The sequence below is a fragment of the Sphingomonas fucosidasi genome (genome assembly GCF_036663855.1).
In the GTDB taxonomy this organism is placed as follows: domain Bacteria; phylum Pseudomonadota; class Alphaproteobacteria; order Sphingomonadales; family Sphingomonadaceae; genus Sphingomonas; species Sphingomonas faeni_B.
Genome location: NZ_JAXOJR010000015.1, coordinates 35,468 through 62,436 on the forward strand (window position 1 = coordinate 35,468; position 26,969 = coordinate 62,436).

23 protein-coding genes are annotated in these 26,969 nt (G+C 65.3%); 11 read left to right on the forward strand and 12 right to left on the reverse strand.

Annotation, left to right across the window (positions count from 1 at the left end):
- The first annotated feature begins 33 nt into the window (after positions 1-33).
- Complete coding sequence (locus U1737_RS19670; RefSeq protein WP_332797975.1) at positions 34-993, forward strand: NAD(P)H-dependent flavin oxidoreductase; 960 nt, start codon at positions 34-36, stop codon at positions 991-993.
- 106 nt (positions 994-1,099) lie between these two features.
- Here the strand turns inward: U1737_RS19670 and U1737_RS19675 are convergent, their stop codons facing one another.
- Entirely contained in the window at positions 1,100-1,555 is a 456-nt protein-coding gene (locus tag U1737_RS19675; protein WP_248521564.1) for a DUF1465 family protein, read from the reverse strand.
- 115 nt (positions 1,556-1,670) lie between these two features.
- Positions 1,671-1,886, reverse strand: a complete 216-nt coding sequence (locus tag U1737_RS19680; RefSeq protein ID WP_443027164.1) for a YdcH family protein — start codon at positions 1,884-1,886, stop codon at positions 1,671-1,673.
- 297 nt (positions 1,887-2,183) lie between these two features.
- Between U1737_RS19680 and U1737_RS19685 the strand changes: the two genes are divergently transcribed.
- Positions 2,184-2,339, forward strand: a complete 156-nt coding sequence (locus tag U1737_RS19685) for a YdcH family protein (protein ID WP_248521567.1) — start codon at positions 2,184-2,186, stop codon at positions 2,337-2,339.
- A 115-nt stretch (positions 2,340-2,454) separates the two neighbouring features.
- Here the strand turns inward: U1737_RS19685 and U1737_RS19690 are convergent, their stop codons facing one another.
- Together U1737_RS19690 and dksA are read right to left on the reverse strand one after the other, a co-directional pair.
- A complete protein-coding gene (locus U1737_RS19690; protein WP_332797976.1) occupies positions 2,455-2,838 on the reverse strand; it encodes a PilZ domain-containing protein in 384 nt (127 codons plus the stop codon).
- 158 nt (positions 2,839-2,996) lie between these two features.
- Complete coding sequence (gene dksA, locus U1737_RS19695) at positions 2,997-3,461, reverse strand: RNA polymerase-binding protein DksA (RefSeq protein WP_248521569.1); 465 nt, start codon at positions 3,459-3,461, stop codon at positions 2,997-2,999.
- Positions 3,462-3,880: 419 nt separating this feature from the next.
- Between dksA and U1737_RS19700 the strand changes: the two genes are divergently transcribed.
- Positions 3,881-4,837 (forward strand): hypothetical protein, encoded by a 957-nt coding sequence (locus U1737_RS19700; RefSeq protein WP_332797977.1) that lies wholly within the window; start codon positions 3,881-3,883, stop codon positions 4,835-4,837.
- A 71-nt stretch (positions 4,838-4,908) separates the two neighbouring features.
- Here the strand turns inward: U1737_RS19700 and U1737_RS19705 are convergent, their stop codons facing one another.
- Positions 4,909-5,349, reverse strand: a complete 441-nt coding sequence (locus tag U1737_RS19705) for a host attachment family protein (protein WP_332797978.1) — start codon at positions 5,347-5,349, stop codon at positions 4,909-4,911.
- A gap of 284 nt (positions 5,350-5,633) precedes the next feature.
- Between U1737_RS19705 and serS the strand changes: the two genes are divergently transcribed.
- The 5 genes from serS (at position 5,634) to U1737_RS19730 (ending at position 10,649) form a co-directional block, all read left to right on the forward strand.
- Entirely contained in the window at positions 5,634-6,911 is a 1,278-nt protein-coding gene (gene serS / locus U1737_RS19710; protein WP_332797991.1) for a serine--tRNA ligase, read from the forward strand.
- Positions 6,911-7,675 carry a 5'/3'-nucleotidase SurE gene (surE, locus tag U1737_RS19715; RefSeq protein ID WP_248521577.1) on the forward strand — a complete coding sequence of 255 codons (765 nt, stop codon included), beginning with the start codon at positions 6,911-6,913 and terminating at the stop codon, positions 7,673-7,675. Before serS ends, surE begins: the two co-directional genes overlap by 1 nt.
- Positions 7,675-8,829: a peptidoglycan DD-metalloendopeptidase family protein gene (locus U1737_RS19720; RefSeq protein ID WP_332797979.1), complete on the forward strand. Its 1,155-nt coding sequence runs from the start codon at positions 7,675-7,677 to the stop codon at positions 8,827-8,829. Before surE ends, U1737_RS19720 begins: the two co-directional genes overlap by 1 nt.
- Positions 8,830-8,991: 162 nt before the next feature.
- Positions 8,992-10,215: a tyrosine--tRNA ligase gene (tyrS, locus tag U1737_RS19725; protein ID WP_332797980.1), complete on the forward strand. Its 1,224-nt coding sequence runs from the start codon at positions 8,992-8,994 to the stop codon at positions 10,213-10,215.
- Between the two features lie 116 nt (positions 10,216-10,331).
- On the forward strand, positions 10,332-10,649 hold the full coding sequence (locus U1737_RS19730; RefSeq protein ID WP_132738446.1) for a PilZ domain-containing protein: 318 nt from the start codon (positions 10,332-10,334) through the stop codon (positions 10,647-10,649).
- A gap of 2 nt (positions 10,650-10,651) precedes the next feature.
- Here the strand turns inward: U1737_RS19730 and recG are convergent, their stop codons facing one another.
- The gene (recG, locus tag U1737_RS19735; protein ID WP_332797981.1) at positions 10,652-12,703 is read right to left on the reverse strand and encodes an ATP-dependent DNA helicase RecG; all 2,052 of its coding nucleotides are present in this window, start codon (positions 12,701-12,703) and stop codon (positions 10,652-10,654) included.
- 74 nt (positions 12,704-12,777) lie between these two features.
- Between recG and U1737_RS19740 the strand changes: the two genes are divergently transcribed.
- Complete coding sequence (locus tag U1737_RS19740) at positions 12,778-13,044, forward strand: FAD assembly factor SdhE (protein ID WP_332797982.1); 267 nt, start codon at positions 12,778-12,780, stop codon at positions 13,042-13,044.
- Positions 13,045-13,170: 126 nt separating this feature from the next.
- Positions 13,171-16,641 carry a transcription-repair coupling factor gene (mfd, locus tag U1737_RS19745; protein ID WP_332797983.1) on the forward strand — a complete coding sequence of 1,157 codons (3,471 nt, stop codon included), beginning with the start codon at positions 13,171-13,173 and terminating at the stop codon, positions 16,639-16,641.
- A 168-nt stretch (positions 16,642-16,809) separates the two neighbouring features.
- Here mfd and U1737_RS19750 read toward each other — a convergent pair whose 3' ends face one another.
- From U1737_RS19750 to U1737_RS19765, 4 genes are all read right to left on the reverse strand, one after another.
- Complete coding sequence (locus tag U1737_RS19750) at positions 16,810-17,430, reverse strand: CC0125/CC1285 family lipoprotein (protein ID WP_248521589.1); 621 nt, start codon at positions 17,428-17,430, stop codon at positions 16,810-16,812.
- 122 nt (positions 17,431-17,552) lie between these two features.
- The gene (locus tag U1737_RS19755) at positions 17,553-17,969 is read right to left on the reverse strand and encodes a secondary thiamine-phosphate synthase enzyme YjbQ (protein ID WP_248521591.1); all 417 of its coding nucleotides are present in this window, start codon (positions 17,967-17,969) and stop codon (positions 17,553-17,555) included.
- Between the two features lie 112 nt (positions 17,970-18,081).
- On the reverse strand, positions 18,082-18,939 hold the full coding sequence (locus U1737_RS19760) for a serine hydrolase (protein WP_332797984.1): 858 nt from the start codon (positions 18,937-18,939) through the stop codon (positions 18,082-18,084).
- Between the two features lie 192 nt (positions 18,940-19,131).
- Entirely contained in the window at positions 19,132-20,589 is a 1,458-nt protein-coding gene (locus tag U1737_RS19765) for an amidohydrolase (protein WP_332797985.1), read from the reverse strand.
- 841 nt (positions 20,590-21,430) lie between these two features.
- On the opposite strand from U1737_RS19765, the gene U1737_RS19770 reads away from it, so the two are divergent.
- On the forward strand, positions 21,431-24,481 hold the full coding sequence (locus U1737_RS19770; protein WP_332797986.1) for a TonB-dependent receptor domain-containing protein: 3,051 nt from the start codon (positions 21,431-21,433) through the stop codon (positions 24,479-24,481).
- 165 nt (positions 24,482-24,646) lie between these two features.
- Here the strand turns inward: U1737_RS19770 and asd are convergent, their stop codons facing one another.
- Positions 24,647-25,498, reverse strand: a complete 852-nt coding sequence (gene asd / locus U1737_RS19775; RefSeq protein ID WP_332797987.1) for an archaetidylserine decarboxylase — start codon at positions 25,496-25,498, stop codon at positions 24,647-24,649.
- A 961-nt stretch (positions 25,499-26,459) separates the two neighbouring features.
- On the reverse strand, positions 26,460-26,969 hold a 510-nt coding region (locus U1737_RS19785), incomplete at its 5' end, for a hypothetical protein (protein ID WP_332797988.1).

The following is a 26,969-nucleotide window of genomic DNA, read 5'->3' on the forward strand; positions in this document are numbered from 1 at the left end:
GCGCGCGCGAATAGGTTGCGCTAGAAAACCCACATGACCGTACCCGCAATTCTAAAAAACCTGCGCCTGCCCGTCATAGGCTCGCCGCTGTTCATCATTTCCGGACCCGATCTGGTGATCGCGCAGTGCAAGGCCGGCATCGTCGGCTCGTTCCCCGCACTCAACGCGCGGCCGCAGGCGATGCTCGACGAGTGGCTTCACCGGATCACCGAGGAGTTGAGCGCGCACAACCGCGCAAACCCCGATCGCCCGGCGGCGCCGTTCGCGGTCAACCAGATCGTCCACAAATCGAACGACCGGCTCGAAAGCGATCTGGAGACCTGCGCCAAGTGGCAGGTGCCGATCGTCATCACCTCGCTCGGCGCACGCGAGGATCTGAACACCGCGGTACACGGCTGGGGCGGCATCACGCTGCACGACGTGATCGACGACCGGTTCGCGCGCAAGGCGATCGAAAAGGGTGCGGACGGCCTGATCGCGGTCGCGGCGGGTGCCGGCGGCCATGCCGGCCGGCTGTCGCCGTTCGCGATCATCCAGGAAATCCGCCAATGGTTCGACGGTCCGCTCGCACTGTCGGGCTCGATCGCGACCGGTGATGCGGTGCTGGCGGCGCAGGCGATGGGCGCGGACTTCGGCTATATCGGCTCGCCGTTCATCGCCACGACCGAGGCGAACGCGGACCAGGCGTACAAGGACGGCATCGTCGCCGGCAAAGCCGCCGATATCGTCTATTCCAACCTGTTCACCGGCGTGCACGGCAATTATCTGCGCTCGTCGATCGCGGCGGCGGGCATGGACCCCGACAATCTGCCCGAGGGCGACCTGAAGACGATGGACTTCGGCGGCGGCAACGGATCGAAGCCCAAGGCGTGGAAGGACATCTGGGGCTCGGGCCAAGGCATCGGCGCGGTCGGCAAGGTCCAAAGCGTTGCCGACCGGGTCGACCGACTGGAACGCGAATACCGCGCGGCACGGGCACGATTGGCGCTTTGATCGTCTACGCCTGACGGAAGCCCGCCTGATCGGCGACGACAGGGCTTGGTGAAATACCATCATCCCGCCCGGTAAAGATGCGCCGCGTGGTGAAGGTCTCTGCCGCTCAGAACGCGCGCGCGAGCATGCGTTGCATCGACAGCGCAGGACTGCCGGTCTCGACGTCGTCCAAGCCCATGTCCAGCCGCCCGACGCGCCGATGAAGGTCGGTGCTGGCGTCGATCAGGGTCCGCGCACGAGTCGGCAAGACATCGAGCAAACTCTGGTCGGTGGTCGGGGCATCGCCGAGGCGTCGTGACGGATCGAGCGCATCGCGTGGCAGCAATTCGCCCGCCTGCACGGCGCGCTGCGTCAATAGCCAGGCGATTACGTGCATCAACCGCGTCGTCACTTTCAGCGATTCACAACTGAAGCTGACGCGGATCAACGGATCGAGTGCCTCACGTTCGGCCCGTCCAGCCTCGTCGAAATAGGTCCGTGCTTCGCCGGCGAGCGCCATGGCTTCGCTATACAACGCATCGACCAATCGACGATGCAAAGGCAATTCGGGCAGACTGCTCATCCAATCGCGTTGCCATAGCGAGCGTGTGCCGCCCAGCCCGATGGCACATCCAACGCGGTCTAACGGGCGATAAGCGTCTCAAAATGAAGCATGTTGCTTCGCAAACGATGGCGGCTCACGCGATGATGTCCGGAATCAGCATATCCTCGCACGCGGCGATCTCGTCGCGCAGCCGCAACTTGCGCTTTTTGAGACGCGCAATCTGCAACTGATCCGGGACCGGTAACGACAATAGCGCACCAATCGCGTCGTCGAGATCGCGATGCTCGGTTCGCATGCCATCGAGCCGAGTCCGGATCTGAGCCTCGTCCACGCTTTCTCTCAGATACATGCCGATCCTCCGTCGCCGTGTCCTTAGCAAATGCAGAGACGCTGGCGAGCGCAAAAGCATCGCGGCATGGCACCTGCTGCCGATCGCAGCCAGCTGCCGGAAAATAGCGACAGCGACAGCGCCGGAAAGACGCAGTCGTGCTCAAGCGGTTCGCGTCTTCCGCCTTGAGGGTGGCGGGATCAACGGGTCGTCTTGGCAAATCGTTCGCCTAAACGATTTGATCCATTTCCGATGAAGACATTTTCGTGACGGAGTGGTTTACTCACTCCCCAACCCGAATGCAGGAGGTACTTCATCGTGCAGACGACGCATCAGACAGCCCTGGAAACCAAGCACGCGGTGCTCGATCAGCGGATCGCGGTCGAAGCCCATCGTCCGTTGCCGGACGCGGCGGTTCTGGCGAGCCTCAAGAAGCAGAAACTGCGCCTGAAGGAAGAGATCGTCAGCCTTTGACGATGTAGACGCCGGCGATCACTCCCCGCTATCGTTGGGGGGTGATCGGGTCACCGGGCTATCGATAATCGACGGCCAGAGATCATCGATAGCCGGCCATCATCGATAGACGGCGTCAGGCCGCCTCGGACTTGGTCGATCGCGTGCTCGGTTTGCGCACCTTTTTCGGGTCGATCGGCGTCTCCAGCGCTATCCCCATCCGCCCCGCGGCGCACCACGCGACTCGCCCGACGATTTCGCCGATCCCGCGCAGGTTTAACCAGACACGGGTTCCCACCTCCGCAGGCCTGTCCAGTTCGATCATTAGACCGCCCTCGGACAGGTTGCGCACGCGTACTTCATGCACGTTGCGCTCGACGCCCAATTGGCATTGCGCCATCAGCAACAGGCTGTCGCGGGTCTTCGCACGCTTGCCCGTACCCGAGGCAATCTCGCCGGTCTGGCTGATCTCCGCGGACGAGCCCTCGGCGGTCGCGCGATCGAAGTTGTCCATCATCATCCAGCAGAATCCAGAGCCATGAAATTCGGGCTACAACGACGTATAGTCCGACCATGCCCCAAATACCTTAACACCCGCATAAGTTAACACCCAAATCACCCGACTAGGGCGTGATCCGGCACTAACCCCACGGTGGCGGGCGCCTTGAGCAAGTGATTTCAATCCTCGCGCGAGACCTTCTCGTTACGCTCATGACGCTCCTGCGCCTCCACGGTCATCGTCGCGATCGGACGCGCCTCGAGCCGAGCCAGGCTGATCGGTTCGCCCGTAACTTCGCAATACCCGTATTCGCCCTCGTCGATCCGGCGGATCGCAGCCTCGATCTTCGACACCAGCTTGCGCTGGCGATCACGCGTTCGCAGCTCGATCGACCAATCCGTCTCGCTCGACGCACGATCGGTAAGATCGGCCTCGCGGAGTGAATCCACCTGCAACTGCGACAAAGTCTCCTGCGACTCCCGGAGGATTGCCTCTTTCCAAGCCTGCAGCTTACGGCGGAAATAAGCCTGTTGCCCAAGGCTCATGAACGGCTCGTCCGCTTCGGGCCGATACCCCTCGTCGCCGCTGTCATTGGCGGCGTCTCGACTGGAATTCTCGTTCGTACGATTCATAACGGTCGCCATACCACTCTCCCTCTCGCCCTGTCGGATCAACCGCGCTGATCTCCGAGAGGCGCCCCCAAATGGTAAAGGCGCCTATAGTCGCGCACGCAGGCGACCACAAGCGATGCGACTTGCGCAGATTTGTCGAAATCCGACATTTTATAACGCGGCGACGATAATCCGTTTCGCCGCGTCGTATACGATCCGGGGATCGACGATCGCGCCGGCCCGAACGAATACAGGTCTCGACGTGTCCCAACCCGGCACGTTAAGCCTGTGCATCTGCAAAGACCCGAACGAACGGTCCTTTTAACTGCACCCGGATTGCTTAATGCTATTGCGCTTAACGGTTTCTTTTGCAGTTAGTCGGATAGCAGTCACGGAAACCTGCGCACGGGGAACCGGCAACACGAGGGTGCCGGCAACGAAAGAGTGACGATATGTCGGTTAGGATGGCTTTGGCCAAATTGTGCGCCTGCGCATGTGGTGGTGCCCTGATCGGCGGCGGCGCCGTGCATGTCGCGGAAAGCTCCAATCGAACCGCCAACACCAAGCGGGTGCTCGTCAAGCGAGTCGCGCGACCACAGGTCGCCGCCGTGCATCGCCCGCGCGCGCGGCGCGTTGTCACGACGACGCGAACGACCTGTGCACCGACAGTCGTGACGGTCGCCAACGCAGCGCCGGTGCCGATTCCCGCCCCGGTCGGTGACGGATACGTCGGCGGTGGTGGTGGCGCCGTTCCGGTCGTGGTCGGCGGAAGCGGCGGCTTTTTCGGTGGCGGTCTGGGCGGCGGATTCGGGGGTGGCTTCGGCGGCGGGCTCGGCGGAAGCGGCGGTTCGAGCGGCAGCATCGTCATCTCGTCGACGTCGAGCGGTGGGTCGACGTCGACCGGCGGCTCGTCGAGCAGCACCGGCGGCGCCAACGTGTCCAGCACCTCCTCCACCGGCGGCTCGAGCGGCAACGTGTCCTCAGCCTCGGGCGGATCGAGTGGGGACGTATCGTCATCCTCCAGCGGCAACGTGTCGACCTCGGCGAGCAGCGCTTCGTCGGCCTCGTCCGCATCCTCGGCCAGCAGCGCCAGTTCGTCCGGCTATGGCTCGAGCAGCAAGGGCTGGGGATCGAGCCACGGGTGGAACTCGACCGGTGGCTGGAGTTCCAACGGATCATCGGCCAGCTCGGCCTCGTCCGCCAGTTCGGCATCGTCGGCCAGCAGCGCATCGTCGGCATCGAGCGCCAGCAGCGCGAGTTCGAGCGGCAGCACCGGATCGAGCGGCGGACCGCCGGCGCCGGTACCTGCGCCGCCGATGGTGCTGTTGTTCGGCGCTGCGGCGGCTGCATTGGTCGCCCGCAAGCGATTTGCCAAGACCGCATCCAAGCCTTCGGCAGTCAGCGCATAACCCGTTTGCAGACTGCATGAAAAAGGCCCCGCCGGATGATCCGACGAGGCCTTTTTTTGTCTGGCGTTGGATCAGGCGTTCTTGAGCGCCTTCTCGATATCCGCGATCGGATGCCCCGTCAGGTCCTTGTCGAGCTCCCCCTTCAACCGGCTGCTGACCTCCTTGTGGTAATGCTTGCGCATCTCCCCAAGCGTTTTCGGCGGCGCGACGATGATCAACGACTCGTAATCGTTGTTCAGTGCGCGCACCTTGAGGAAATCCGCGGCTTCGGCGGCGAAGCGATCCTCTTCAAGCTGATGGAAGTCGGTCGGCTCGACTGAACTCTGCACGCCGCCACGGGGCGACGACGCGCGCCCGGCGGCATCCGTCGCCTGGTCGCGCGTCGCAGGATTGATCTGCTCGTGCGCCTTCTCGACGACCAGATTGGGGGCAACATTGTCGCCCTCGTTGCGCAGGAACAGCATTTTCCGGCCGTCTGCCACCAGGACGACGGACTTGTGGGGAAGCTGCATGCGGTATCTCCTTTTCGCTATGCGTATGGCAGAAGAACGCGCCGCGAACGCGAGAGGTTGCGGACGCCTTTTGATCCTTCTACCCCGCCGGGCTCTTCTGGTCCTCCCCCGCAAGGGGGAGGTGGCTGGCACTTGCCAGACGGAGGGGGAGGCAGGCGCTCACCTAGGCTCCGTGTCCGCCCCCTCCGTCAGCTCAAGAGAGCTGCCACCTCCCCCTGGCGGGGGAGGATCGTGAGGGTGACACTGCCTTGCGCGCACGCACCCGTCTCGGCATAGCCTCGGCCATGCACGACATCCGCCTGATCCGAGACGATCCCGCCGCCTTCGACGCCGCCCTCGCCAAGCGGAGCGTAGCGCCGCACGCCGCCTCGCTGGTGTCGCTCGACGAGCAGCGCCGCGCGACCATCGCGGAGTCGCAAAGCGCGCAGACGCGGCGCAACGAATTGTCGAAGACGATCGGCCAGGCCAAGGCGCAGAAGGACGAGGCCAAGGCGTCGGGGCTGATGGCCGAAGTCGCGAGCCTGAAGGAAGCGCTTCCCGAACTCGAAGCGACCGTCACCCGGCTCGATGGCGAGCTGGAATCCGCGATCGCGGCGATTCCCAACCTTCCGGCGACAGACGTGCCTCAGGGCGGCGGCGAGGATGACAACGTGCTCGTCCACACCCGCGGAACGCCGACGAGCTTTGCCTTCGCGGCGCGTGAGCACGACACGATCGGCCCTGCCCTCGGTCTGGATTTCGAAACCGGCGCGGCAATGTCCGGGGCGCGCTTCACGCTGGTCCGCGGGCCTGCTGCCAAGCTGCAACGTGCACTCGGCCAGTTCATGCTCGATCACGTCGCCGAGGCGGGCTTCGAGCAGGTATCGCCCCCCTTGCTGGTCCGCGACGAGGCCGTGTTCGGCACCGGCCAGCTGCCGAAATTCGCGGAAGACCTGTTCCGTACCACCGATGGCCGCTGGCTCATCCCGACCGCCGAGGTGAGCCTCACCAACATCGTCCGCGAGCAGATCCTGAGCGAGGCCGAACTGCCGCTGCGCTTCACCGCGCTGACTCCGTGCTTCCGCTCCGAGGCGGGCGCCGCGGGGCGCGATACGCGCGGCTATATCCGCCAGCATCAGTTCGACAAGGTCGAGATGGTCTCGATCGTCACCCCCGACATGTCCGAGGCCGAGCACGAGCGCATGACGGCGTGCGCCGAGGGCGTGCTCGATGCGTTGCAGCTACCGTTCAGGCGAATGCTCCTATGCACCGGGGATATGGGCTTCACCGCGGCACGCACCTACGATCTCGAAGTCTGGCTGCCGGGCCAGGCGCGTTATCGTGAGATCAGCAGCGTCTCGACCTGCACCGACTTCCAGGCGCGCCGGATGAACGCGCGCTATCGGCCCGAGGGCGAGAAGGGAACGCGGTTCGTCCACACGCTCAACGGCTCGGCGCTCGCGGTCGGCCGGACGCTCGTCGCGGTGCTGGAGAACTATCAGCAGGAAGACGGCTCGGTCGCGGTGCCAGCGGTGCTCCAGCCGTATCTCGGCGGGCTGACCGTGTTGGAGCCAAAGCGCTGATGCGTATCCTGCTGACCAACGACGACGGTTATCATGCGCCCGGCCTGAAGGTGCTGGAGACGATCGCGCGGACGCTGTCCGACGATATCTGGGTAGTCGCGCCTGCGGAAGAACAGTCGGGCGCGGGGCACTCGCTGACCCTGTCGCGGCCGATCCGCGTAAGGAAGCATGGCGAGAAACGCTATGCGGTGGCGGGCACCCCGACCGACGCCGTCATGATGGCGCTTGCCAAGATCATGAAGGATTGCCCGCCCGACCTGATCCTGTCGGGCGTCAACCGCGGCGCCAACCTCGCCGAGGACGTGACCTATTCGGGCACGGTATCGGCGGCGATGGAGGGCGCGCTGGGCGGTATCCGGTCGATCGCGCTGAGCCAGATCTACAGCCGCGAGGGCATGGGCGACAGCGTGCCGTTCGAGGCTGCGGCGGCGTGGGGCGAGCGCGTGCTGCGGCCGCTGGTCGACGCACCGCTGGCACCCCGAACGCTGGTCAACGTCAACTTCCCCGCCGGTCCCGCCGACGCGGTGAAGGGCGTCCGCGTCGTCAGCCAGGGCCTGCGCGATTACGGGCGATTGCAGATCGTCAGCAACACCGACCCGCGCGGCTATGAATATCACTGGTTCGCGCTTGGCCGGACCGTCGAGACACCCGCAAACGCGACCGATCTCGAGGCGACCGCGGACGGATTCGTGTCGGTGACGCCGCTTCATCTCGACCTGACACATACCGAATCGCTGGACATGCTCGCCCGGGCCTATCGGTGATGGGGCGTGTGCGGGTCCTGGCGGCGGTAGCGGTGCTGCCGTTGCTCGGGCTTGCCGCGTGCATTCCGCAGGTCGAACGCCCCGCCGGCTACGGACAGCCTGCTCCGGAGAGTCGTCCTCAGCGCCCGTACCGAAACCCGCCTGCCCAGCGCGATACTCAGCCGCTGCGACGGGATGAGCCGATACCGCAGGACAGGTCCTATGATCGCCCCGCCCGCGATACCGGCGAAGTGACCACCCTGCCCGCGCCGCGTCCCGCATGGGAGGCACGCCAGGTCCGCGCGGATGCCAAGACGATCCCCGATGCGACCTATGTCGTCCAGTCCGGCGATACGCTGAGCCGGGTCGCCGATCGCAGCGGCGCGAGCCTCGAAGCCATCGCGCGCGCCAACGATCTCGAATCACCCTACACGATCGAGACCGGCGAGCGGCTGCGGATCCCGGGCGGTCGCTATCACCAGGTCCGGCGCGGCGAGACCGGCATCGCGATCGCCCGCGCCTACGGCGTCGAATGGTCGCGGATCGTCACGGCGAACGCGTTGGTCGAGCCCTATGTGCTGCGCGCCGACCAGCGTGTCCTGATCCCCGATGCGCCCGGCGGCGGCAGGCCCAGCGCCTCGGAGCGCGCGCAAGCCTTCACGCTCGACATCGACGACATCCTCACCGGCGGCGAGCCCGCACTGGCGAGCAACCAGGCGCCGGCCAAGCCGATCGCGACGCCGCGCCGCGTGCTGCCGTCGAACGCCGTCGTCACCGGGCCGGCACGGTTGGCGAGTGGCGGGTTTCTATGGCCGGTCGACGGCAAGGTCGTGAAGCGGTTCGGCCCCGGCGCGAGCGGCGAACGCAACGACGGCATCAAGATCGCGGTGGCGATGTCGACGCCGATCCACGCCGCGGCGGACGGCGTCGTCGCCTATGTCGGCGACGGCATCGCCGCGCTCGGCGGACTGGTGATCATCAAGCACGGCGGCGGCTGGACCAGCGTCTACGGCCACGCGTCGAAACTGCTCGTCCAGCGCGGCCAGAGCGTGAAGCGCGGCCAGACGGTCGCGTTGTCGGGCGACACCGGGTTCGCGGATCGCCCGGAACTGCACTTCGAACTGCGCAAGGGACGCACCCCCGTCGACCCGACGTCGCAACTGCCACGAAGCTGATTCCCCCCAGCACCGTACCCAAGCCCCTCATCGTCATCCCAGCGAAAGCTGGGATATCCCCGTTCGAGCCCCGGCACTCGCCCCACAAAGATCCCAGCTTTCGCTGGGATGACGGTTGTGGCCGGGATGACGGACGTCGGACCGCATGCTAGTCGCGCTCGCATGACCTACCAGTCCGACCTGCTCACCACGCTGACCTCGCGCGGCTATGTCCACCAGATGACCGACGCCGCCGCGCTCGATGCGCTCGCCGGCAAGCAGGTCGTGCCCGGCTATATCGGCTTCGATCCGACCGCGCCGTCGCTCCACGTCGGCAGCTTGGTCCAGATCATGCTGCTCCGCCGGCTCCAGCAGACCGGGCACAAGCCGATCGTCCTGATGGGCGGCGGCACCGGCAAGATCGGCGACCCGAGCTTCAAGGACGAAGCGCGCAAACTGCTCGGCGAGGACGGCATCAAGGCCAACGTCGCCTCGATCCGCCGTATCTTCGAACGCTTCCTGACGTTCGGGGACGGCCCAACCGACGCGGTGATGCTCGACAATGCCGAATGGCTCGACGCGCTCGAATACATCCCGTTCCTGCGCGACGTCGGCCAGCATTTCTCGGTCAACCGGATGCTCGCGTTCGATTCGGTCAAGCTCCGCCTCGACCGCGAACAGTCGCTGAGCTTCCTCGAATTCAACTACATGATCCTCCAGGCCTACGACTTCCTCGAACTGTCGCGCCGCGCCGAATGCCGCCTGCAGATGGGCGGCTCGGATCAATGGGGCAACATCGTCAACGGCATCGAGCTGTCGCGCCGGATGGACGGTACCGAGGTGTACGGCGTCACCACGCCGCTGATCACCACGGCCGACGGCGGCAAGATGGGCAAGACCATGTCGGGTGCGGTCTGGCTGCACGAGGATCAATTGCCGACCTTCGATTACTGGCAGTTCTGGCGCAACACCGACGACCGCGACGTCGGCCGCTTCCTGCGGTTGTTCACCGACCTGCCGCTCGACGAAATCGCGCGGCTCGAGGCGCTCGAAGGTGCGGAGATCAACGCCGCCAAGATCGTTCTTGCCAACGAAGCGACGGCGATGTGCCGCGGCCGCGCCGCCGCCGAACAGGCCGCGGAAACGGCGCGCAAAACCTTCGACGAAGGCGCTTCGGGCGACTCGCTACCGAGCTACCGGGTCGCGAGCGGCTGGATCGGCATCGTCGAAGCATTGGTCGGGCTGGGGTTCGTTGCCTCCAACGGAGAAGCGCGACGGAAAATCGCCGAGGGTGCGGTGCGGGTCGATGGTGCCGTCGAGAAGGAGCCGACCGCCACGATCGACGTCGCGGCACCTGTACGCCTGAGCCTCGGGAAAAAGCGGCACGGAATGCTAACCCCCTCGTAACGGGCGCATTGTGGTTATGGCAAACACGCTGTTAGGGATTTCCGTTCGCCCGGGGTTCACTGCGAAGCCGTTAAGCCCTTAGCCCTAGAACACCCTAGAAGACCGGGGAACATCCGATGCGAAACTATGCCACGGCTGTTCGAGACCATCGCGGTGAGCCGCGCGACGAAGTGATGCACCGTACGCATGCGATCGACGGCGACGGTCGGAGCATGAAACTGGTGCTGGTCAACATGTCCGCAAACGGCCTGATGGCGCGATGCGAGGGTTCGCCCGAGGCTGGCGATCGGCTGCGGATTACCTTGCCAATTCTGGGCGGCGTCGATGCGATCGTACGCTGGTCGCTCGGTGGACGGATCGGCTGCGAACTCGAACAGACGATTCCGCTGTCGGACTATTATGGCATGCTGACGGTGATGGTCCGCAACATCTGACGTCAGCCGGAGCGGAGCAAGGCAACGCCTGCGTCGCGATCGAACAGATACAGGGCCGTGCGCGCCGCCTGCCCCCTCGGCCCTTCAAGCCCGCCGTCGCGGTCGATCAGCAGGCGCGCGTCGTCGTGCGCGCATTGCAGCAGGTCGGCCATCATGTCCGGCGTCGCCAGCCGGAATGCCATCTCACCCGATTGTTTGGTGCCGAGCAGTTCACCGGCACCGCGGAGCCGGAGATCCTCCTCGGCGATGCGGAACCCGTCGTTGGTCTCGCGCATCAATGCGAGCCGTGCACGCGACGTCTCGCTGAGCGACGCCCCGCGCATCAACAAGCAGATCGACCGGCCGGTGCCGCGCCCTACCCGTCCGCGGAGCTGGTGAAGCTGGGCTAGGCCGAAGCGGTCGGCGTGCTCGATCACGATCAGCGTCGCGTTGGGAACATCGACGCCAACCTCGATCACGGTAGTGGCGACGAGGACGGACGTGCGCGCGGCGGAGAACTCGGCCATCACCGCGTCCTTTTCCGCGGGTTTCATCCGGCCGTGGACGAGCGCGACCTTCTCGCCGAAGCGGGCACGAAGCGTTTCCGCGCGCATTTCGGCGGCGGCGAGGTCGCTCTTCTCGCTCTCCTCGACGAGCGGGCATACCCAATAGGCCTGCCCGCCATCGGCCAGATGCCGGCCCAGCGCGTTGACGACGTCGTCGAGCCGGTCTTCGGAGATCACGCGTGTCTCGATCGGCTGGCGGCCGGGCGGCATCTCGTCGAGGCGGCTGACGTCCATTTCACCATACTGGGCCAGCGTCAGCGTGCGCGGGATCGGCGTGGCGGTCATCGCAAGCAAATGCGGCGGCGCGACGCCCTTGGCCTGCAACGTCATCCGTTGCGCGACGCCGAAGCGGTGTTGTTCGTCGACCACCACCAGCGCCAGGTCCTTGTAGCCGACCGCATCCTGGAAGATCGCGTGCGTGCCGACGAGGATGTCGATCTCGCCACTCGCCAGCGCCATCAGCGTGGCTTCCCGCACGCGACCCTTGTCTCGGCCGGTGAGCACGCCGACGTTGATCGGCAGGCCGGCGAGCGTTTTCCGCAGCGTCTCGTAATGCTGGCGCGCGAGGATTTCGGTCGGTGCGAGCATCGCTGCCTGCGCGCCAGCCTCGACCGCGATCAGCATCGCCATCGCCGCGACCAAAGTCTTGCCCGAGCCGACATCGCCTTGCAGCAGCCGCAACATCGGTGCGGTCTGCGCCAGATCGCCCTCGATCTCGCCGACCGTCCGCGATTGCGCGCCGGTCAGCGTGTAGGGGAGCTTGAGCAGGTCGCGCAGCCGCCCGTCGCCGTGCAGCGCCCGCCCCCTCCGTTTCCGCGTGTCGGCGCGGACCAGCGTCATCGCGAGCTGGTTCGCGAAGACCTCGTCATACGCCAGCCGCTCGCGCGCCTTCGCGTCCGACGGGTCAGCGTGAATGCGTTCCAGCGACTCGTGCCAGCCCGGCCATTCGCGTTTCGCCTTCAAGCCCGGCTCGATCCACTCAGGCAGGTCCGGCGCGCGCGCGACCGCCTGCGTGGTCAGTGCCGCCAGCCGGCGCGACGTGAGGCCTTCCGACAGCGGATAGATCGGCTCCCGCTCGCGCAACTCCTCGTCCGGTTCGACGATGTCGGGATGCACGATCTGCAATTCCTGGCCGTATTCGTCGAGCCGGCCGGAGATCCGCTTGGCCTCCCCGATCGGGAGGAGCTTCTTCGCCCAGCCCGAGCTTCCGCCGAAGAAGACGAGGCTGACGTAGTTGCCGTGCTCGTCGGTCGCCTGCACGCGCGTTGGCCCTCGCCCCGCGCTGATCCTGTAGTCGCGTGGGGTCAGCGTGATCGTGATGATCCGGCCCGCATCGCTCGACATCAGCTCGGTGCGCGGCAGGCGATCGACGTAGCCGGTCGGCAGATGGAAGGCGACGTCGACGACGCGCGCGAGCCCGAGCCGGTCGAGCGGCTTGGCGAGCGCAGGCCCCACCCCCTTCAGGACGAGGGTTTCGGCGAACAGCGGATTGAGGATTTCGGGTCGCATGACTATCTGCCTCATATAGCCAAGCCGACGGCCGCTGCCAGAGCGGTCGCCGGCTGTTCGTGTTTGGAGATACGATGGACCACGAGACTCGCCTCAAGCGCCTGGGCTTCCGCAGCTCGCACCGCGGCACGCGCGAAGCCGACATGATGATCGGCGGCTTCTTCGAAACCTATGGCCGGACATGGACGCCCGAACAGCTCGACTGGTTCGAGGCGCTGCTGGAGGAACAGGACGTCGACATCATGGGCTGGGCGATCGGCTCGATTCCGTGCCCGCCCGAGTGGGACGGCCCGATGATGCAGGCGATGCGCGACATCGATTACGTGACGGTCGTGAAGTAATTTTCGGAACTGTTCCCCGGCGAAGGCCGGGGCCCAGGTGGGGGACGTCGGTGATTGACGTTCGAGCCTAATTACCATTGCCTTCCCAACTGGGCCCCGGCCTCCGCCGGGGAACGAGAAGCGAATATGCCAGACCTCAAGACGATCCTCTCCGCGACCACCCCGCTGACGCTGTCGGGCGTGCCGTCCGGCTTCCAGCCGTCGCTGCTCGCCGACCTCGCGCGCGCTGCGAAGACCCGCGCGGTGTTCATCGCGCCGGACGATGCGGCGATGCGCGCGATCGCCTCGACCGCTGCGTATTTCGCACCCGATCTCGAAGTGCTGAGCTTCCCCGCTTGGGACTGCCTCCCCTACGACCGCGCCTCGCCGACGCTGCGTATCATGGCCGAGCGCGTCGCCGCGCTCCAACGCCTGCAAGGCAAGCCGAAGGGCCCGCAGCTCCTCCTCACCACCGCGAACGCCGCGACCCAGCGCGTCCTCACCCCGTTCCGCATCCGCCAACTCGTCGCGCGCCTGGCCCCCGGCGAACGGATCGGCCGCGACAAGCTCGCCATGCTGCTCCAGGCGAACGGCTATGTCCGCACCGACACCGTCCACGATCAGGGCGAATACGCGGTGCGCGGCGGCATCGTCGACCTCTACCCATCGGGCGAAGACCACGCACTCCGCCTCGATTTCTTCGGCGACGAGATCGAGAGCGTCCGCACCTTCGACGCGGCGGACCAGCGCACCACCGGGCGGATCGACGGCTTCGTCCTGCTCCCCGCCTCCGAAGCGCTGCTCGACGAGGATTCGATCAAGCGTTTCCGCACGCGCTACCGCGACGCGTTCGGCGCGACCGCGACCGGCGATCCGATGTACCAGGCGATCTCCGAAGGCCGCCGCATCGCCGGCATGGAGCATTGGCTGCCGCTGTTCGAGGAGAAGATGGCGACGTTGTTCGACCATCTCGGCGCCGACGACGTCGTGGTGCGCGACAACGGGGTCGCTGCGGCGGTGGAGAGCCGGCTCGAATCGATCGCCGACTATTACGAGAACCGCAAGCGCGCCGAGGCCGCCCAGCCCGGTAGCTATCGCCCGATGCCTGCCAAGGCGCTGTACCTCGATGCGCAGGAATGGTCCGGCGGCGTCGAGGCGTTCGCCGCGCATATCACCTCGCCGTTCCACGAACCGCCGAGCGACACCGTGCTCGACTTCGACGTCGACGGCCCCCGCGATTTCGGCCCCGAGCGTGCGGCGCAAGCGAACATCTACGAAGCCGTCGCCGATCACGTCGAAAAGCTCAGGAAGCAGGGGCGGAAGCCGATCCTCGCCAGCTACTCGATCGGCGCGCGCGAACGCCTGGGGAGCCTGCTCGCCGACCACGGGATGAAGGGCGGCAAGCACGCCGAGACCTGGCAGGAGGCGCTCGGCATCGCCGACACCGCGCGCAGCTTCGGCGTCGCGCTGATCGTCCTGCCGCTCGATCACGGCTTCACCGCGCCGGGGATCGCCGTCCTCACCGAGCAGGATATGCTCGGCGACCGCCTCGTCCACCGCAAGAAGCGCAAGAAATCCGCCGACGCGTTCCTCGCCGAACTCGCGACGCTGACGCCCGGCGATCTGGTCGTCCATACCGAGCACGGCATCGGGCGCTACGAGGGCCTGACCTCGATTCCCGTGGGCCAGAGCCCGCATGATTGCGTCGCGCTGAGCTACGCCGGCGGCGACAAGCTCTACGTGCCGGTCGAGAATATCGACGTCCTCTCGCGCTACGGGTCGTCCGAGGAAGGCGCGACTCTCGATCGCCTCGGCGGCGAAGGCTGGCAGCGCCGCAAGTCGAAGATGAAGGAGCGGATCCGCGAGATCGCCGGCGAGCTCATCGCGACCGCCGCCGAACGCGCGCTGCATCCCGGCGACGTGCTCGAACCCGACGCCAGCGGTTACCCCAGCTTCGTCGATCGCTTCCCCTATGAGGAAACCGAGGACCAGGACCGCGCGATCGAGGAGGTTCTCGCCGATCTGTCCGCGGGCAAGCCGATGGACCGGCTCGTCGTCGGCGATGTCGGCTTTGGCAAGACCGAGGTCGCGCTGCGCGCCGCGTTCGTCGCGGCGATGGGCGGCAAGCAGGTCGCGATCGTCTGCCCGACGACATTGCTCGCGCGCCAGCACTACAACAACTTCGTCAGCCGATTCGAAGGCTTCCCGATGAACATGGGCCGCCTCTCGCGGCTCGTCACCGCGAGCGAGGCAAAGGCGACTAAGGAGGGGCTGGCGAACGGCACGATCGACGTCGTCATCGGCACGCACGCGCTGCTGGCGAAGAATATCGACTTCAAGCGGCTCGGCCTCGTCGTGGTCGACGAGGAACAGCGGTTCGGGGTGACGCACAAGGAGCGGCTGAAGGCGCTCCGTGCCGACGTCCACATGCTGACGCTGACCGCGACGCCGATCCCGCGCACGCTGCAGATGGCGATGTCGGGCATCCGCGAGCTGTCGGTGATCCAGACCCCGCCGGTCGATCGCCTCGCCGTGCGGACGTACATCATGCCGTTCGACCCCGTCGTCCTGCGCGAGGCGCTGCTGCGCGAACATTATCGCGGCGGGCAGAGCTTCGTCGTAACGCCGCGGGTTGCCGACCTGCCCGAGATCGAAGATTTCCTGCGCGAACAGGTGCCTGAGATCCGCTTCGTCGTCGCGCACGGCCAGATGTCGCCGACCGAGGTCGAGGAGCGCATGTCGGCGTTCTACGACAAGAAGTTCGAGGTGCTCGTCTCGACCACGATCATCGAGAGCGGGATCGACATCGCGTCCGCCAACACGATGATCGTCCACCGCGCCGACCGCTTCGGACTTGCCCAGCTATATCAGCTGCGCGGGCGTGTCGGCCGGTCGAAGACGCGCGCGTACGCGTATCTGGTGACGCCGCCGGAGCGACAGATGACGGTGACGGCGGAAAAGCGCCTGAAGGTGCTGTCCGATCTCGACTCGCTCGGCGCCGGGTTCCAGCTCGCGAGTCACGATCTCGATATCCGCGGTGCCGGCAACATGCTTGGCGACGAGCAGACCGGGCATATCAAGGAGGTCGGGTTCGAACTCTACCAGGCGATGCTGGAGGAAGCGATCATGGACGCCAAGGCCGGCGGCATGACGTCGTCGCGGCCCCGCGATTTCAGCCCGCAGATCACGGTCGACGCGCCGATCCTCATCCCCGAGGATTACGTGCCCGATCTCGACCTGCGGATGGGGCTGTATCGCCGCCTCAACGACCTCGACGAGAGCCAGGAGATCGAGGCGTTCGCGGCCGAGATGATCGACCGGTTCGGCCCGCTGCCGGATGCGACCGAGAACCTCATCAAGGTTATCGAGATCAAGCTGAACGCGAAGCGCGCGTGCGTTTCGAAGATCGATGTCGGTCCGAAGGGTGTCTTGGTGTCGTTCCACGACGACAAGCCGCCGAACATCGACAAACTGCTGGCGTATGTCGAACGGCTCAACGGCGTCGCGCGGTTGCGGCCGGACAGCAAGCTGGTGCTGCAGCGCGCCTGGGGCGACCCGAAGGCGCGGCTCCATGGCGCGCTGCAGCTGTCGAAGGGGCTGGCCAAGGCGGCGGGGTAAGCGCCTGGTTCAAGGGTGTGCGGTTCTCCTGCGAAAGCAGGAGCCCAGGGTTACGAGCACCACCGTCTGCAATCCTGGATTCCTGCGTTCGCAGAAAAACGGCACATAAAAAAGGCCGGGCCATCCGCGAGAATAGCCCGGCCTCTTTACCGTCTCGAAAGCCGCAGCTTACTTCGGCAGCACGACGCTCGGCCCAATGCTGTCCACGACCTTCCGCGCATCGAAAGCGCGGATATTGTCGCGCGGGATCGGGCCCTTGCGCATCACGATCTCCGCGGTCGCTTCGTAGCGATCGATCGTGCGGACGTCGAAGTCGTTGCCCCATGGCCCGCCGCCGAAGCCGCCGCCAAAGCCACCGAACCCGCCGCCGAAGCCCGGGCTCCAGTTCCGCCAGCCGAAACCGCGCCCATAATAGCGCCACGAAGGCCCCCAATAGCCGCCGAAGCCGCCATACCCGAAGCCGCCGCCGAGACCCGGCGTCGAGTAGGTGCGCGACTGGAGGTTGGTGTCGCGGTCGGCCATCAGGTAATAGTCATAGCCGTTCTGCAACGTCAGTTCGGCGGCACGGAAGAACAGATAGCGTTCGACCGTGTCGCGCGACGTGACGCTGTTGCCGGCGAAGCTGACGAGGAAGCGGCCTGGCTCGACCATCCGGTCGCTATAGCCGGTGCGGCTGAACCCCTGCCCCGTCGCGGGTCGATAGGTGGTCTCGGTCGCGCATCCGGCCAGCAGCAGCGCGCCCGTTGCGAGCGCTGCGAGTGCGACCTTGCGACCCGGTGTCTTGAACATGGTGTCGTCTCCGTTCGCGGCGAATGCGGCGAAACGCCGCTTATTAGCCGTCAGTGGTGGAACGGTTGATGAACGGGATCGCTCCAAAGCGCCATCCAGCGATCGTTTTTTTCGCAGTTCGCCTATAATCCGATCACGTGCAGCGCCAACTGCCGACGATGCGGCCGGCGGCGATGTTCGAACAGGTAGATGCCCTGCCACGTCCCCAGCGCAAGTTGCCCGTCCATCACCGGAATCGAAAGTTGGACCTGGGTCAGCGCGGTTCGGAGATGCGCAGGCATGTCGTCCGGTCCCTCGTCGTCGTGCGCGTATTCCCGCGACTCCGGTGCGATCCGCGCGAAATACGCTTCCAGGTCGCTACGCACTTCGGGCGCCGCATTTTCCTGGATCAACAACGACGCGGACGTGTGCCGACAGAACACCGTGAGCAGCCCTTCGCCGAGTCGCAGGTCTTCCAACCATGACCGTATTTCGTCGGTGACATCGACAAGCCCCTGACGGCGGGTGTCGATCGTAAGCAATGTCGTGGCTTGGTGCATATCGATCGAACGATCGAATCGGGAGGTTGCTCCGGCACGTCGTACCGATGGCTCCGGCATCGCTTCGTCGTCGCAACCGGGATCGCGGCGAGCGAGACCCCCTAAATTCGGGTCAGCGCATGCGCATGAAAATGGCGAGGGCGTCGCGGGCGCCATCCGCGAAATAGTCGTAAATTGCCCGGGACACCGCGGCGATGACCGGCTGGCGGTCCCGCCCCCCGCGTGCGAACACCGCGACGGCCACGCGGCGCCCATCCGGCATGGTGATGAATCCGACATCATTTGTGATACCGTCCAGCGTGCCGGTCTTGTCCTCGACCCGAGTCCCCGCGGGAAGCAGCGCGCGGATACGCCGGGTACCCGTCTGGCATCGGCTCATCAGTTCCAGCAAAAAGGTGCGGCTTTGGGTCGTCAGAACGGTCCCGTCATCGAGCTTATTCAGCAGGGTGACCATGGCGATCGGCGTCGCGACATCCTTGCTGTCGGCGAGGTGGCCGCGCTCCCGAAGCAGCTGGGCGATGGTACGGTCTATCCGCATGCCGGTTATCTTGTGCGACCACAGCCATGCCTGGATGGCGACCGGCCCGCCCAGCGCGGCAAGCAGCTGATCGGTTGCCTGGTTGTCGCTGCGGACCAGCATCAGCTCCATGACCCTGGCGGCGGGACGGCCAGCGATCATGTCGCAAAGGCTGCGTCGACCTTGATCGACCTCCGCGAGATAGGCGGCTGCGATGGCAACCTTGACCGTGCTCGCCATCGGAAACGGTACGTCGCCCCTGAGCGAGACGATCGAGCCGTCGCGAAGGTCGATTGCAGCAATGCCATAGTCACCGGTGCGTTCCGCGACGAGCGAACTCAGCACGCGCTCGAGGTCGGTGGATCCGGGGGAGCGCGCGGTTGCCGGTGCCGGGACGAGGAGGCTTGCAGCGATACTGGAGAGAAGCAGGCGGGAAAGCCGGTTTACGCGCATCGATCGTCCTTGCCCTGTTGTCCTTCGGCGGTTTGCGCATGCTACGCCGAAAAATCTGAACATCTGGTGTTGCATGCCGGTGAAGCGCGGACAACGGCTGATCGCGGACGATGCGTGGCGAACCGCCGCGGACACGCAACGGACGGTCCTGCGAGAGGGACGATCGGCGCCCATCGCGCAGGACCGTCCGGATCATTCGGCCGGGTTCTTGCGGTAATCCAGCGGCGGTTTGCGGTCGCCCAGCATCGCCGTGTACGCAAAGTTCGGGCCCCGACGCTTCTCGAACTCGGCCTTGGCAGCGGCGATCTCGGCCGGGTTGCGGAACAGCTCGGCAGCCGTCAGCGCCAGCGCCTTGGTGGCGACGATCGCGCCCTTTACGCCGATGCTGGAGCCGGCCGCGGCGACGTTCTGCCAGCTATGCCCCGCGGATCCCGGTACGAACGTGGCGGTCGACAGCCCCACGGTCGGCGTTACCCAGCTGACGTCGGACACGTCGGTCGATCCGCCCATCGCCTTGGTCTCGAGGCGCGCGAGCTCGATCTCGGCGACGCTGGTCAGCGCGGGCGCGCCCGCCGGCATCGACTTTTGCAACTGCGTAGCGAACGCGGTTTCCTGCGGCGTCCAGGTGATCCCGCCAGCGGCGCGGAGACCGCGGTCCATCGCCTTCATCAGCACTTCGTTCGACAACAGGCTGTAGACGCCCCCGGTCTGTTCGAAATCGACCGTCGTCTCGGTCCCCATCGCAGCGCCCTGCGCGGCCTTCTTGACGCGCTCCATCACCGACTTGACGATCTCGGGGTCCTGGTCGCGGACATAATAATAGACCTCCGCCTCGTCGGGGACGACATTGGGTGCCTTGCCACCGTTGGTGATGACGTAGTGGATCCGCGTATGGTCGGGAACGTGCTCGCGCATCATGTTGACCATGGCGTCCATCGCCTCGACCCCGTCGAGCGCGGACCGTCCCTTGTCCGGGGCGCCCGCTGCGTGCGACGATCGGCCGTGGAAGCGGAACTTGCCGGAAATATTGGCGAGCGACGGTGCCTGCGACGCCGAGTTGGCGTTGCCGGGATGCCAGTGCAGCACGGTGTCGACGTCGTTGAACAGGCCGTCGCGGACCATGTAGACCTTGCCCGACCCGCCTTCCTCGGCCGGCGTGCCATAGACGCGGATCTCGCCCTGCACCTTGTTCTTTACCATCCAGTCCTTGACCGCGATCGCGGCATAGGTCGACGCGGTACCGAACAGATTATGTCCGCAGCCATGGCCGGCATCCCCGCCCAGCGGGGTCCGCACCGGCAAGGCGGCCTGCGACAGCCCGGGGAGCGCGTCATATTCGGCCAGCACGCCGATGACTGGCCCTGCCCCGGTCTTGAAGCTCGCGACGAAGGCGGTCGGCTCGCCCGCCACCCCCGCCTTCACGGTGAAACCCGCGGTCTTCAACCGGGTTTGCAGCAGCGCCGAGCTCTTCGTCTCGAGATAGCCCATCTCGGCATAGTTCCAGATCTGCAGCGCGGTATCCGAGATCGGCGAAGCATTGGCATCGACCGCGCCGATCAGCGCGGTACGATCCGTCGGCGCCAGGTCCTCCGCCATCGCGGGCGTTGCGGCGGTCGTCATCAGGGCCGCCCAGAGCATCATCGTCTTCATCGTCCATCTCCTCGAGTCAGCGCGGATCGGAACTTCTAGGTGATTCCCGTGAATAAGTAGCGACCGATCGCATCGCCGGGGCGCAGGATTCACCCACGCTCGGCGCGCGGATCGCGCGGTTGTGGCCAGCGCGTTACCGCAGCGCGTCGAAAACCCGCCAGCTTGCATCGGCCTGGTAGGCGCGAGCGCCGCCGTTTCAGCACTCGCAACGCTGCTCCACATAGGTGGACTTGATAGGTGGACTTGGCGATCCCCCAGAATGCCGGCTCGGCAAGGTCTCGCTCGGCGCAGACTATCTACCGGGGAGACCATGTGCTGGAACGTCTGGCCGTCGACCGCGAGGCAGGTTTGCGCGCCTAGCGCGCAGCAACTTTCGTCGACGGCCGCATCGTCGCGCAGGCGCCGACGTTCGCGCCGCGCGCTTGGCCGACCGACGGGAAGGTCTTTGATCCTGTGGCGAAGCGCCCCCCAATCGACGTCGTCGGTCTGACCAATCGTGCAACGGGGCCGCACCTTCGCGGGCGATGCGCTGGCAGGACGCGAAACTCGACCCGATGCTCGGCGCCGCGAAGGACGACACATCGAATGTCCGTTTATAGCGGCGGATTGCTTGTGAGACAGGCGGGCAACTTAACGCAACTCTTGCCCGAAAATACGTCAGTAATTGTGTCATATTAGTCACGTTGAATTGTAAAATTACGAATGCCGCGGCGTCGATCTTTACAGCCGAAAACCGGTGCTCCATCGGGCGACCATGTCCTCGACCGGCGAAACACGGCGGCAGGGGTATCTTCCGCAGCCGGTCGTCAGGGCGATCGCTGCGCCGCGAAAGGGTATCTAAGTGGCTGCTACGTTTCATTTCACCTCCAAGGCGATGCTCCTCGCGGCCGCAATGCCACTGGCATTCGTCGTATCGACCGGGTCGAGCTTCGCGCAGGATGTCGCCGGCGCGACCGGTCCGCAGACCGCGACGCCAGCCACGGATACCCCGCCTGCTTCCGCGCCTGCCCCCGCACCTGCAGAGGCCGCAGCGCCCGGCGATGAAATCGTCGTCACCGGATCGCTGTTTCGCCAGACCGACAACGCGACGCCATCGCCTGTCACGACACTGACGGCAGCCAATCTCGACGCGCGTGGCATCAATACGGTGCAGGGCGCAATCCAGTCGCTCGCGTCGAACAACGGCCCGGCGCTCACCAATTCGTTCACCGCGAACGGTGCCTTCGCCGGCGGCGCATCGGCCGTGTCGCTGCGCGGCCTGTCGACTAACTCGACGCTGGTGCTGTTCGACGGCCTGCGCGCGGCATATTACCCGCTGGCAGACGATGCGACGCGCAACTTCGTCGATCTCAACACGATCCCGGACGACATCGTCGAGCGCGTCGAGGTGCTGCGCGACGGCGCCTCGTCCAGCTATGGTGCGGATGCGATCGCGGGCGTCGTCAACGTCATCACCAAGCGCTCGTTCAACGGCATCAGCGGTCGCGCCGAGGCCGGCATCAGCCAGCGCGGTGTCGCCGCCAATCAGCGCCTGACGCTGACGGCCGGCACCGGCGATCTCGATGCGAAGGGCTATAACGCGTATATCAGCGGCTTCTACTTCCGCAGCGAAGCGGTCTACAACCGCGACCTGCCGGCGCCGTTCAACTCCGCCGACCAGCGCGGCGTCGGTACGGGTGGGCCGAACAACATCGCCAACGGCCTGGGTGCCGATGGGCTGCTGCCGAACAACGGCCCGGTTGCCGGTGCCAACTTCTTCGTTCGGCCAGCCAACGGCACCATCGCCGTCGACGGATCGCAGTTCCAGCTGCGGACGCCGGGTTGCCTGAATGGCACTCCGTACACGACCACGGCCGCCGATCGCGCCCAGCCCAACAATGGCGCCATCGCGAACGTCGTCTGCCAGCAGGATCTGATCAACCAGTACGGCGTCGTCGCACCGAACATCGAGCGCTTCGGCGGTTCGGCCCGGTTCACCGCGAAGGTTGGCGACGCTGCCGAGGCGTATCTGGAGGTCAATTTCCAGCAATCGTCGTCCAGCTACAGCGGCGATCCTTCGGTGATCCGCGGCAACGCACCGGCGGGAATTCTCTTCCCGCAATATTCGACCTCGTCGGATGGCGCGCAATACGCCGCAGGCTCGGCCCCCCTGTCGTCGCCGGTGTATGTCTGTCCCCGCGGTACCGTGAACTGCACGGTCGCCAACGGCACGCTGAACCCCAACAATCCATTCGCCGCAGCCGGCCAGAACGCGCTGCTGATCGGTACGCTGCCCGATACGGTAACGTCCAATGCCACCCGTAACCGGGTCTATCGCGCAGCGGCAGGCGTCCAGGGTACGATCGCAGGCGACTATAACTACCGGGTCGATGCGACTGCGATGCACAGCGACCTGCGTCGTACGCAGCGTGGCTATGTCTACGTCCAGCATCTGCTCGACGTGATCAACGACGGCAGCTACAACTTCGCCAACCCGTCGCTCAATTCGCAGGCGACGCGCGATTACCTGACGCCGGACAACATCACCGACTCCAGTTCCGATCTGTATCAGTTGCAGGCGTCGGTCACCAAGGAGCTGTTCACGCTGCCAGGCGGCCCGGCACAGCTCGCAGTCGGCGGGTCGATCTTCTACGAAGCGATCGACGCGCCGTCGGCCAATCCCGACATCAACGGGCCGACCCAGCGGTATTTCTCGATCAACGCGTTCGGCACCAGCGGTAACCGCACCGTCACATCGGCATTCAGTGAGCTGCAGCTGCCGATCGTCGATCAGTTCCTCGTCAACGCGTCGGGTCGCTACGATCACTATTCGTCGGGCCAGAGCAACTTCTCGCCCAAGGTCGGCGCCAAGTTCACGCCGATCCGCCAGCTCGCGATCCGCGGCACGTGGTCGCGCGGGTTCCGTATCCCGAGCTTCGGCGAGGCGAATGCGCTGCCGACCACCGGCTATGTCACCAACAACGCGACGTTGTTCAGCGACGGCTATCTTGCGCAATATGGTTGCACGGTCGCAACCTTCTCGGCGTGCCCCACCTATATCCGCCAGGGCAGCTATGGGTCGACGACGCTGGCCAGCCAGAACCTGAAGCCTGAAAAGTCGCGGAGCTTCACGGCGGGCATCGTGTTCGAGCCGATCCGCAACGTGTCGTTCACGGTCGACTTCTTCGACATCAAGAAGACCGGTGCGATCACGTCGTTGACGGCAGGCGATGCGCTTGCCGCCTATTATTCGGGCCAGCCGATCCCCGAGGGCTTCACGGTAACCCCGGATGCCGTCGGCGTCGGCTTCGAGACCGCCACGCCGCGTGTCGGCCTGGTCGCGTCGCAGTTGGTCAACGCCAACACGATCCACTCGCAGGGCGTCGACTTCGGCGGCAGCGCGCGGTTCGATCTGAACGACAATGTCCGCTACACCATCTCGGGCGAGGGCAGCCTGTTGCTCGACCTCAGCACCACCTTCCCGGGTGGCCGCAAAGAAAAGTATGTCGGCACCCTCGGCAACTACAACCTGACCGCGGGTTCGGGTACGCCGCGCTGGCGCGCCAACGTTACGAACACGATCGACATCCGTGACGCGTTCAGCCTGAGCGGCACGGTCAACTATGTCGCGGGTTACAACCTGTCGGCAGAGGATCAGGGCGGCGTGCGCGGCGATGGTGGCCTCGCGGTCGATTACCTGCCCGCCGACGTCGATGGCTACATCACCGTCGACATGGTCGGTACGGTCAAGGTCACCGACAAGTTCAGCTTCTACGTCAACGTGCTGAACATCCTCAACGACATGCCGCCGATCGATCCGGCGACCTATGGCGCCTATCTGTACAACCCCGTGCAGGCCGCCGACGGCATCTATGGCCGTCAGTTCCGTGCCGGTGTGAAGTTCGGCTTCTGACCCCCGCGATAGTGCGAAGAAAAAAGGGCGGCGTCGCGAGACGTCGCCCTTTTTCGTATCAGGCTGAAGCGAACGTCGGCTTTCGACCACCTTGGCCCCACCGGCAATTATTACGGTGATACCGCGATCGCGTCTTCCACACCCTCAAGGCGTGATCTCAGACGATTAAACCGGGCGATCGCCCATGCGTTGGCCGAGCCGCACGGGCCGCGCCGGGAGCCAGCTTTCGTCAAACGCGATCGTTCCTTGCCGGAACAGCATCACGACCGTCGAGCCGAGCAGGAAGCGCCCCATTTCCTCGCCCTGTTCGAGAACGATCTCCTGATCGTCATAGCGCCATTCCGTCGGCGTGCCGGTCCGCTTCGAATTGACGACGCCGTGCCATGCGGTCGCTATGCTTCCGACGATGGTGGCGCCGACCAGCACCATCACGAATGAACCGTGCTCCGAACTCTCGAATATGCATACCAGGCGTTCATTGCGCGCGAACAAATTGGGCACGCCGCGCGCCGTGACGGGGTTCACCGAAAACAGGCTGCCTGGAATGTAGCGCATTCCGGTCAATCTGCCGGCGCACGGCATATGCAGACGATGATAGTCACGCGGCGACAAATAGAGGTTTGCGAAACTGCCATGACGGAACTCCGCTGCCAGCGTGCCGTCGCCGCCGATCAGTTCGGTCGTCGTGAACCGGTGTCCCTTGGCCTGGACGATGTGATGGTCGTCGATCGCCCCGACCTGGCTGATCGCGCCATCCACCGGGCAGATGAAGTCGGCATCCGCGAGTGGGCGAACGCCCTTCTTAAGCGGCCGCGAGAAGAAATCGTTGAAGCTGGCGTAGCTGGCGATGTCCGAATTTTCGGCTTCGCTCATGTCGACCCCGTATCTGGCGACGAACCAGCGGATCAGTCGGGTCGTCATCGCCCCACCCCGCGCCCGGGCGATCCGACCAGCCAGACGGGTCAGGCGCTGTTTTGGCAGCGCGTATTGAAGCAGGATGGTAAAGCGATCGGACATCTGGGACCCTCGAGTATCGGCCAGCGGATGTAACGACCAATTGCTCCGCCATGCGAGCGTCTTTTCAACCACATCCAGGCCAACACCCCAAGCCGACGCGTTCGACAGGTCGGTGGCGACGATGCCGACTGGCTCAGGGATGGCTTGCCGGCGAACGGTATCCAGCGCTGCATCCCAGGTCGGAAATCTCGGCTGGAACCCGTCGATTACGACCAGCGTCGCGACAGGCGCCGCAGCTGCGTCGAGATCATGGTTCCCGCCTGAAAAATTAGCGTCCCGCGCATGCGGCAAGCCATCGACTGGTCCGGCGTTCGAAGGCTAGCTCGTAGCGTTAAGGACTTTCCATCCGAAAACGCAGCGTCCTGGCCACTGATAGACGACACCGCGACGTTCGGGATGGCCGGCATGGCAAACTCGTCACGGATTCATCACACCCGCTGGCCCGATCCGGCAGATCTAAAATTTATCTGGTGCCATCGAAACATTAGCGATGTTGGCTGGGGCGGCAGGGGACTGAGCGTAACCACTCTGCGACCTGCGCCTGAAGATAAATCCGACGGTCCGGTGCCATTAGGCGCAGGGACCTGTCCCACGCAACCCATCTGGAAACAGAGCGTGTCAGGTTCGCGTCGAACCGAAATCGAGGCTGCCTGCCGCGGCAATGAGTTAGTGACCGCGCCGCTTAGTATGAAACCTGGAGCGTCACGATAGTGAGCTGGCCATCAATGCGACCAACCACCGTGATGTTGCCAGTCGGACTGTCGGGACTGTTCATCGCCATTATAGCCGTCGCCGGCATCCCGATGCTGTATAGCTGTTCGAACGCCGTCCCCTGCGGAGACGATATGACCGTGTTGCCCGACTTCGGATCGGACCAAGCTGTAAAGCCCCAAGAGGTGTCGATGAACTTGAGCGGGCTCTCGGGCGGCGCCGGCGGCCTCTTCCAATCGTAGGCGCTCGGTCAATCGCAATTGGCGGCTGCGGCGATGCGCGCGTTCGAAAGCCTCGGACCATTATAGTCCGCGGACAGTACGAAGCACCGGTCATCGCTGAACCGCAGCGTCACGGGCAGATAACCCGCCGACCAGGCATCAATGAGGTGCGCCCCGTCGCGATCGGCAATCGCGTAAGCTCCGATGATCTTCACGCTCGCTAGTGCGGCGCGACGATAGCCCGGGTCGACGTTCAAGCGGTCCGAAAGAGACGCGGCCGGGACCGGCGTCAGAGCCGGGGCGCCTGGCTCCGGTGTTACGGCGACGTCTGGACCAGGCACGCCGCTGTAGCCGGATGGCGGTATGGACACCTGGGACCAGGCGGCAGCGGACATCACGGTCAGAGCTGCGGTGACTGCGATCTGAACCGCCCCGGGTCTGCCGGAGGCCTTGGGTTGTGAGTCACGCCGCCATATCGATGTTGTCTGCGGCAGCATAATATTGGTGTTCGGCTTCGGCAGGCGGGATGTTGCCGATAG

Coding starts and splice junctions, on each gene's coding strand:
- U1737_RS19700 (WP_332797977.1), top strand. CDS start 3,881: ATGTCGGTTAGGATGGCTTTGGCCAAATTGTGCGCCTGCGCATGTGGT.
- U1737_RS19690 (WP_332797976.1), bottom strand. CDS start 2,838: ATGATGATGGACAACTTCGATCGCGCGACCGCCGAGGGCTCGTCCGCG.
- U1737_RS19755 (WP_248521591.1), bottom strand. CDS start 17,969: ATGCACCAAGCCACGACATTGCTTACGATCGACACCCGCCGTCAGGGG.
- U1737_RS19675 (WP_248521564.1), bottom strand. CDS start 1,555: ATGAGCAGTCTGCCCGAATTGCCTTTGCATCGTCGATTGGTCGATGCG.
- U1737_RS19740 (WP_332797982.1), top strand. CDS start 12,778: ATGGACCACGAGACTCGCCTCAAGCGCCTGGGCTTCCGCAGCTCGCAC.
- mfd (WP_332797983.1), top strand. CDS start 13,171: ATGCCAGACCTCAAGACGATCCTCTCCGCGACCACCCCGCTGACGCTG.
- asd (WP_332797987.1), bottom strand. CDS start 25,498: ATGTCCGATCGCTTTACCATCCTGCTTCAATACGCGCTGCCAAAACAG.
- U1737_RS19705 (WP_332797978.1), bottom strand. CDS start 5,349: ATGCAGCTTCCCCACAAGTCCGTCGTCCTGGTGGCAGACGGCCGGAAA.
- U1737_RS19720 (WP_332797979.1), top strand. CDS start 7,675: ATGGGGCGTGTGCGGGTCCTGGCGGCGGTAGCGGTGCTGCCGTTGCTC.
- U1737_RS19680 (WP_443027164.1), bottom strand. CDS start 1,886: ATGTATCTGAGAGAAAGCGTGGACGAGGCTCAGATCCGGACTCGGCTC.
- recG (WP_332797981.1), bottom strand. CDS start 12,703: ATGCGACCCGAAATCCTCAATCCGCTGTTCGCCGAAACCCTCGTCCTG.
- surE (WP_248521577.1), top strand. CDS start 6,911: ATGCGTATCCTGCTGACCAACGACGACGGTTATCATGCGCCCGGCCTG.
- dksA (WP_248521569.1), bottom strand. CDS start 3,461: ATGGCGACCGTTATGAATCGTACGAACGAGAATTCCAGTCGAGACGCC.
- U1737_RS19750 (WP_248521589.1), bottom strand. CDS start 17,430: ATGTTCAAGACACCGGGTCGCAAGGTCGCACTCGCAGCGCTCGCAACG.
- U1737_RS19670 (WP_332797975.1), top strand. CDS start 34: ATGACCGTACCCGCAATTCTAAAAAACCTGCGCCTGCCCGTCATAGGC.
- U1737_RS19765 (WP_332797985.1), bottom strand. CDS start 20,589: ATGAAGACGATGATGCTCTGGGCGGCCCTGATGACGACCGCCGCAACG.
- U1737_RS19760 (WP_332797984.1), bottom strand. CDS start 18,939: ATGCGCGTAAACCGGCTTTCCCGCCTGCTTCTCTCCAGTATCGCTGCA.
- serS (WP_332797991.1), top strand. CDS start 5,634: ATGCACGACATCCGCCTGATCCGAGACGATCCCGCCGCCTTCGACGCC.
- U1737_RS19730 (WP_132738446.1), top strand. CDS start 10,332: ATGCGAAACTATGCCACGGCTGTTCGAGACCATCGCGGTGAGCCGCGC.
- tyrS (WP_332797980.1), top strand. CDS start 8,992: ATGACCTACCAGTCCGACCTGCTCACCACGCTGACCTCGCGCGGCTAT.